Origin of the sequence: Shewanella sp. SM87 (assembly GCF_025653705.1) — a bacterium.
GTDB lineage: Bacteria > Pseudomonadota > Gammaproteobacteria > Enterobacterales > Shewanellaceae > Shewanella > Shewanella oncorhynchi.
The window spans coordinates 1-7,395 of record NZ_JAKKSC010000063.1 but is presented as its reverse complement, the minus strand read 5'-3'; the positions used below and the strand labels follow the sequence as shown (position 1 = coordinate 7,395).

Here is a 7,395-nt window from a genome sequence, read left to right as displayed (position 1 = left end):
GTGTCACTGTATTGAAATCCCCGACCTCGACCACCATGGTGTTCAGTGTGACACCAGAGGTTGAGCGCGTGCTCGTCTATCCAAAAAGTCAGTGAGCCTCGGTTGGTCAACGCCTTGTTATATTCCGGCCAATTGGTAATGCGAGATTTAGATTTGCCCATCTGATAGCGGTTCCTGCGTGGTATTCACAGGATCTGATCGCATCTGAGACGGAAGGTTCATTCATTTAGGCAACAACGCCCGAACAACCCTGAAGTTAAACATTTCATTAGTGATTCTTTAGAAATTGAAAAAATTACACAAGAAGATATAAAAGCAATGCTGTCGGAGCTAAAAAATAATAAAACAACATTAAATAAATACCCTAAACTAAGAGAAAGCATAATGGCATACTTAGAAATGGATTGTCTGCAATAGGAATATTTAACGAGACCCCCATGAAAAAAACATGGCCATATATGGACGCTCCCGGTGAGTCAAGATAATACTCTGCTCACCGAAGGCTTTTTTGCCTTAGTTTTCTGTTCAACAATCTCACTCTTATCCTTGCTTTGATGCGACTCATTTACCGCTTAAAGCGGTTATACTGCCATATATACGGGCTTAACAGTCAAGCTGCGCCCCTAATGAAATCCGTACCACTGCGTCTAAAAATGTGAAACACCCATGCGGATTAGGTTTACCCTATCCTTGGCCTATTCGGGCTAGCACTGGTAAATAAGAAAGACAGGACAGGCTTGAATCTTTTAGAATTCACAGTTAACTCCGAAGTAACAGAATACACCTCCCCTCGGAGTTGCCGCAGGGCGAATAGGCAAATTGCGTGAGTCTCGCCATGGATGGCGAGCTAGCTTTCGCAGGTGCAGGGACGCATCCTTCGGAAGCGATAGCAAATTTGGCAATGAGCACAAGGGGCTTTCAACTCCGTTGGGGCGTCTTGGAGCATCCAAGGAGGATAGGACGAGCAGTCCTCCTTGGTCGGGTGTGGGGTGAAGCCCCACGACGTTGATTTAGCCTTTAAAAAATTAACCATCAATCATCCCCGAAATCACATAGGAACTAAGATGTTTTCCATGCGAAAGATAATTCTCCCACTGATCATGCTAAGTCTTGGCGCATTGCCTCTATATGCTCCAGCACAGGACACCAGCGCGTTATGGGGCAAAAAATACGTTGAAGTGAAATCGAGTTTATTGGCTGCAGGCTGGGTGTTAACGCCCGTAGCAGAAGATGAAACGCCAATAACAGCAGATTACCCCGAAATAACCTGTGGTAACGGCGCTATGGCAATTTGCTCTGTCGGCTTTAAGCGAGACAATAGTACACTTGCCTTAGTGGTTGAATCTATTGAACAAGAGCTTATTGTGACAGGTGAATACTAAATAGCTCAATAGATGATGTTAAACTCAGCCTAAGCATCTAATGTAGACGAGGTAGTGATGTCATCTGTACCCAAATCAAAACAAGAACTTGAATTGGCTATTTACTCAGTTTTCCCCAAACTGATGGCTGACTATCGTTCAATCCCAACCCAAATGTCCCGTGTGTGCAGCATAGAAGGAAACATCAAAGGTACACAAATTAGTGTAAGTGATACCGTCGCTTACCTTATTGGTTGGGGTAAATTAGTGCTCAAATGGTACGAGTTGACATCGCAAGCACTCCCCGTTGATTTTCCCGATACGGGTTATAAATGGAATCAACTGGGATTATTAGCAGAGCGATTTCATCATGAATATAGCCAATGGCAATATACTGATTTACTTGATGAATATGAAATTACAATGGAAAAATTGTCAACGCTAATTGCGAGTCTCAGTGATCAGCAACTGTACGGCATAACTTGGTACGATAAATGGACGTTGGGCCGTATGATCCAATTCAATACTTATTCCCCGATGAAGAATATGCGTACCAAAGTACGACGATTCAAAAAAGACAATGCATTACCCTAGTAAACAACTCTTTTAAGCACGGAGGTATTCATGCCAAGTACCCACACTCACCCGCAGTTAGGTCCTAACCCCAACGATAAAGCGCCGATGAAAGGCTTTCCTCAGGTTGGTTTTCTTAAAAATTTTATCACCCGCGAGAACATTATTGTCGGTGATTACACTTATTATGACGATCCAGCTGGTCCTGAAAGATTCGAGTCGAATGTACTTTATCACTTTGACTTTATTGGCGATAAACTGAATATCGGTAAATTCTGCGCCATTGCGAAAGACGTGAAATTCATTATGAATGGCGCCAATCATCAAGTATCTGGCTTTTCAACTTATCCCTTTTATATCTTCGGCAATGGCTGGGCGAAAGCGGCGCCCAAGCCCGAAGATTTACCTTTTAAGGGCGACACCTGTATCGGTAACGACGTATGGATTGGTTATAACGCCACTATCATGCCAGGGGTGAAAATTGGCCACGGCGCCATTGTTGCCAGTCAATCCGTAGTGACAAAAGATGTGCCACCCTACGCTGTAGTTGGCGGTAATCCTGCCACAGTGATCAAGCTGAGATTCGAGCAAACTGTGATAGATGAGCTTGTTGCCATCGCTTGGTGGGATTGGCCGATAGAGAAAATCACTCAACACCTAGAGGCTATCGCGGGTGCAGAACTCACAACATTACAGCAGGCAACCTAAATAACGCCTGTCGCGAGCAAGACTGAACGAAAAACCTCAAGCAACAAAAATTAAGTAACGATTATTAAAAAACCGCCATTAAACGCAAACAAAATCCAATATGCGCAATTTTGTACAAAAGCACTGAGGGTTTCTGGGTTACTATCAGGCACAACCCGCCCATTAATACACTAAACACGGAGGCCTAGTGTGAACACAGAACATGCGGCCTACCAGATTGCCGATGAATTAGGTGGCCTCGAGTTACTCAATGCCCACTACCATAAACAAAACTTTAGTCGGCACACCCACGAAGGTTACACAGTCGGCGTGATTGAAATGGGGGCGCAGCGTTTTTATCGCACGGGTGGCAACCATGTGGCGCCAAAGCACAGCATCATTCTCGTCAACGCCGACGAAGTCCATAATGGCTGTAGCGCCACAGAGGGCGGTTGGTCCTATCGTGCAATGTATCCAGTACCCGCGCAGTTTGCCAATATTAACAGTGAGCTAGCATCAAACCGCGGTGCGCCCTATTTCCCTGAGCCCGTAGTGTACGATCCTGAATTAGCCGAATTACTGCGCTTCACCTTTACTACTTTAGATACATCGGACAATCGCTTACTGCGCGAAAGCTTGGTCTATTCAAGCTTGACACAGTTAATGACACGCCATGGCAAGAATCGCCCGAGCGATGACCTAGCTGTAATCGCTAAGCCTGCGTTAGCACTGGTGAAATCCTTTATCGACGATCATCCTGCTGCCGACATCTCCCTTGAAGAGCTGGCAACACTCGCGGGATTAAGCTCCTATTATTTGCTGAAGCAATTTCAGCGTTATTACGGCTTACCGCCCCACGCTTACCAAATTCAGGCAAGAGTGAGACTCGCCAAAGGAAAAATCAAACAAGGCACACGGCTGCTCGATGTCGCCCTCGATTGTGGGTTTCACGATCAAAGTCACTTGAATCGACATTTTAAGAAGACAGTCGGTGTTACACCGGGGCAATTTGCCAAAGAAATAGGCCGCAATATTATCCAAGCCTAAACAACCACTTTAAGTTAATCTGCCATGCTCATTCTTGCTTTCTCCTCGATTGACTAAGCAAGCAAGCTTATCCAAGCATTTATTGTTTAACAGCAACCCCGTCGCCGCTATTTTTAGGAGCCAAAGTGACCACCGACAAGCTTATAGAACCTGATGTTTATCCTGTGCATCCCACAAAATCCAAGGCATTTTTAAAAGGCACCTTGGCCATGATGCCGTTGACGATAGCGGTTGTACCTTGGGGAATTTTAGCGGGCTCCTTCGCCATTGAGGTTGGGCTAACGCCCATTGAGAGCCAAGCTATGTCGGCGATTATCTTTGCGGGCGCGGCTCAATTAGTGGCACTCGGCATGGTGAAAGCCGGTATTGGTCTGTGGAGTATCTTAATTACGACGTTACTCATCACCTCACGCCATCTGTTATATGCAATGGCGATGCGCAGTCAAATCAGTCCTTTGCCGTTAAAGTGGCGCCTGACATTGGGCTTTTTGCTCACAGATGAACTGTTTGCCATCGCTAATCAAGGCAAGTTACATAAGTTCGACCCTTGGTACGCCCTTGGCGGCGGTTTGAGTTTCTATATCGGTTGGAACATAGCCACACTACTTGGCATAGTGGCGGGCAATGCGATCGAGAATTTAGATGAGATGGGATTAGATTTTGCCATCGCAGCCACCTTCATCGCTCTGGTCGTTCCTACCATAAAAAAGCCATCGATTCTCGTCTGTGTATTAGTCTCGCTCACCCTAGCAGTAGTATGCGCCGTTTTTAAAATTCAAGCGGGACTGCTCATTGCCGCCATTGCGGGAATGACGGCAGGTGTACTTTACGCCAAAGTGACCAAGGAAGCGGAACGCGCAGAACAATCCGCCAGTCACAGTCAGCTAGCAAGCGCACAGACCAAAACAGAAGTGGATACTGGAGTTGGGACTGACATTAAGACAAAAACATTGTCAGGAGAAAAAGCATGATTTGGTTAATGATCTTTTCAATGGCGGCGGTTGTGTTTATCAGTCGTCATTTACTACTTGAGCCTAAACTACCGCTGCGATTAAGTAAGGGCACCCAAACCTTTTTAAGTTACTCGGCCCCTGCGGTACTCACTGCGATCTTTGCGCCCATAGTATTTGTGCAGGAAGGTCAGCTCGATCTGAGCCTAGACAACAGCTATCTCATCTGCGCCTTAGTCGCTACAGTGTTGGCGCTCGTCACCCGTAATACCTTACTGACAACAGTGCTGAGTATGGGACTGTTTTTCTTTATCCACTAAGTCAACAAAGAGTCAGTGTTCAGCAACGGCACTGACTCTTGCATCAATCACTTACACTGTCCCTACCACTCTTTTACACAGCCTAACCCCTCTGAGACATCGCCCCCTAGAAAATTACTTCCACGTTATCTTGATTTTCCACAATCTTCATATATTTAGACTCTTATGTCTGTGCAACTAACAGTATCGGCTTTAACGGCATTTCATACATTGACGATAATGGAAGAGTGATGATATTCATCAGCAATAACAAAGACTCAAACAATAAAAACAAAATACTTAACCTAACCATATTCAAACTATTTAGTCTCTAAAAACGTCCATTCAGAAATGTTATTTACTGCATCTATTACAGCACTCATCTCAGTATAGTTCTCGGTATAGCTCTCGGTATAAAGAGTCCATTTAAAAAGTTTTACATAATAAAATGCCGCATAAATATTAATCCACATTCAAAAACCAACCAACCAAAAATTAAAGTAAATACACTATATTATAAAGTTCTAAATACCGTTTAAAAATAAAGTGATTAACATTTTTAACCAGATTAAAACACGCCTAAAATTAATTCATTTTTATTTTGTTTAATAAAAATAAAAGTGTTAGCTTTTTAGATGTGCCTAGCAGTAATGATTATTTATATAATTCAGGACTACATATAATTGCCATCGGCGCTCTCAATGAAAGGACGTATTTTATTAAAATAAAGGAACAATCATGAGAACAAAATCTAGCCTGGGTATATTAACTTTATCCTGTTTAACCGCACTTGGAACTGTTTCTTTGTTGGCCGAAGCTGCTATTCCGAATACTATTCCAAAACTGTCAATGGTAGAACACGCAGCCCCTGATCTTGATTCGCTTAAAAATGATGCCATTAACGACCCCTCGTTTATCAGCTCGTTATTCTCCTTAGGACACCATCTCGGATATGCATGGGCTGGCGGTACAGCATCCCAGTATGTTGGTGAAGACATCGAAGTCAGAAGAGAATCGAGCAACGAATACAGTCTTAAAGCCCGCTATAACGGTAATGATCCTTATGCAAGCGGCTACAGAGCGAATGAACGTTTGAAGGTAAATTTACAAAATATTCATTTCGTCACTAATCCTCAAAGTCTAAAGTTAGGTTCACCTCAAGTTTATGATCGTGAGGCTATTTATACTGCTCCTGTGGTTATCTATAACTGGGGCGATACCGAAGATACCGGTGTCGCCACTCTTAACTATGATTACACCACTAGCTGGGCCAAAACCGATAATTTCTCCTTCTCCGAAAAAATTGGCGTAACCAATAAATATGAAGTGGGTATTCCAGGAATAGGTGGAGCGAGTTCTGAAATCAGCGCCGAATTTTCTGCCAGCCAAGGTTGGAGTGAAACCGACGGCAAAAGTACAACGATTTCGAGTCAGGCGCAGTACCGCGCAATTATGCCGCCTCGCAGCAAACGTTATATTTCAATCACCCTATTTAAACAAAAGGCAGATGTCCCATACACCTCAAGTTTATATATGATGTACGATATAAAATATGAGAACTTCTTAAAATGGGGTGGTAATGCGCATATTAATCATCCGACAAATAGACCTAACTTTCCTTACACCTTTGGCGGAGCGAATGCGAATAATCTTAATGGACCAGAAGCCTTAGTCGACCAATATCTTCATCAAGATATTAACGGTTATGGTGTATGGGATTGGCCTGCAGCGATTAATTCGGCACAGTCAAAAAGTGGCTTTGAGTGGCAATTGGCGAATATTGTTAGACAACATGGCGCACCTATCAGCGGTAAATTTACAGCAATAGATTCGAGTCAATTTAATATCGATGCCAGTGAATCCTATCCACTAACGGATGAAGACATTGCTAATCGTCCTAAAAGCGCTCAAAAATTAGGACTGAGTCGTAATATTCAGGTTGCCGTCGGCGAGCTCCAAAACAATGATGAAGATGGTTTAATCAAAAAACTGAATATTTCGCAATCAAGTGAAGTCATGTTAAACAATTAAAAACGGTGAGCTTAGGCTCTCAATAACTACTATGACACCAGTATCAGAGAGAGCTCGATACAACTAGCGAATTACTAGGGCCTGTTGATCTTTCGAGAGTRATTTTTAGACAGCATGGCAAGACGTTATAATTTGCTTCGCCAAAAGTAACCATAACCTCAAGCCATGCCAAGACTTATGCTAACCGATGCACGCTGGGAAAAGCTATTTCATTTAATGAAAAGCACAGGCCGTGTTTATGACAAACCTGAACATAGACAAACATTCGAAGGTATTCTTTACCGCCTTAGAACAGGTATCCCTTGGCGAGATTTACCTAAAGAGTTCGGTCATTGGAGCACGGTCTTTAGACGGTTTCATTTATGGTCTAAGAAAGGCGTTCTAGCACATTTATTCAAGGCCTTAGCCAACCTTGCTGATATAGAATGGGTCTTTATTGATTATTGA

General features: G+C 43.5%; 8 protein-coding genes and 1 pseudogene. 8 read left to right on the top strand and 1 reads right to left on the bottom strand.

All coding sequences use genetic code 11. The features are described from left to right. Positions 1-161, bottom strand: a 161-nt coding sequence (locus L5M11_RS23405; RefSeq protein ID WP_263193414.1) for a transposase, incomplete at its 3' end; no start/stop codon positions are given. Between the two features lie 903 nt (positions 162-1,064). Between L5M11_RS23405 and L5M11_RS23400 the strand changes: the two genes are divergently transcribed. From L5M11_RS23400 to L5M11_RS23365, 8 genes and pseudogenes are all read left to right on the top strand, one after another. Next, positions 1,065-1,382, top strand: coding sequence for a hypothetical protein (locus L5M11_RS23400; protein WP_317629880.1), 318 nt, complete (start codon positions 1,065-1,067; stop codon positions 1,380-1,382). Positions 1,383-1,439: 57 nt separating this feature from the next. Beyond that, positions 1,440-1,955: a ClbS/DfsB family four-helix bundle protein gene (locus L5M11_RS23395; protein ID WP_263193411.1), complete on the top strand. Its 516-nt coding sequence runs from the start codon at positions 1,440-1,442 to the stop codon at positions 1,953-1,955. A 30-nt stretch (positions 1,956-1,985) separates the two neighbouring features. Beyond that, the gene (locus L5M11_RS23390; RefSeq protein ID WP_263184591.1) at positions 1,986-2,642 is read left to right on the top strand and encodes a Vat family streptogramin A O-acetyltransferase; all 657 of its coding nucleotides are present in this window, start codon (positions 1,986-1,988) and stop codon (positions 2,640-2,642) included. A gap of 189 nt (positions 2,643-2,831) precedes the next feature. Then, a complete protein-coding gene (locus tag L5M11_RS23385; protein ID WP_263193409.1) occupies positions 2,832-3,668 on the top strand; it encodes an AraC family transcriptional regulator in 837 nt (278 codons plus the stop codon). Between the two features lie 125 nt (positions 3,669-3,793). Beyond that, the gene (locus L5M11_RS23380) at positions 3,794-4,639 is read left to right on the top strand and encodes an AzlC family ABC transporter permease (protein WP_263193407.1); all 846 of its coding nucleotides are present in this window, start codon (positions 3,794-3,796) and stop codon (positions 4,637-4,639) included. Continuing rightward, positions 4,636-4,938: an AzlD domain-containing protein gene (locus L5M11_RS23375; RefSeq protein WP_219250232.1), complete on the top strand. Its 303-nt coding sequence runs from the start codon at positions 4,636-4,638 to the stop codon at positions 4,936-4,938. The genes L5M11_RS23380 and L5M11_RS23375 overlap by 4 nt, the downstream gene beginning before the upstream one ends. A gap of 717 nt (positions 4,939-5,655) precedes the next feature. Next, the gene (locus L5M11_RS23370; RefSeq protein WP_212599863.1) at positions 5,656-6,948 is read left to right on the top strand and encodes an aerolysin family beta-barrel pore-forming toxin; all 1,293 of its coding nucleotides are present in this window, start codon (positions 5,656-5,658) and stop codon (positions 6,946-6,948) included. A gap of 165 nt (positions 6,949-7,113) precedes the next feature. Next, positions 7,114-7,389 (top strand): annotated as a pseudogene (locus L5M11_RS23365) (transposase); the annotation flags it as partial. Between the last annotated feature and the right edge of the window lie 6 nt (positions 7,390-7,395).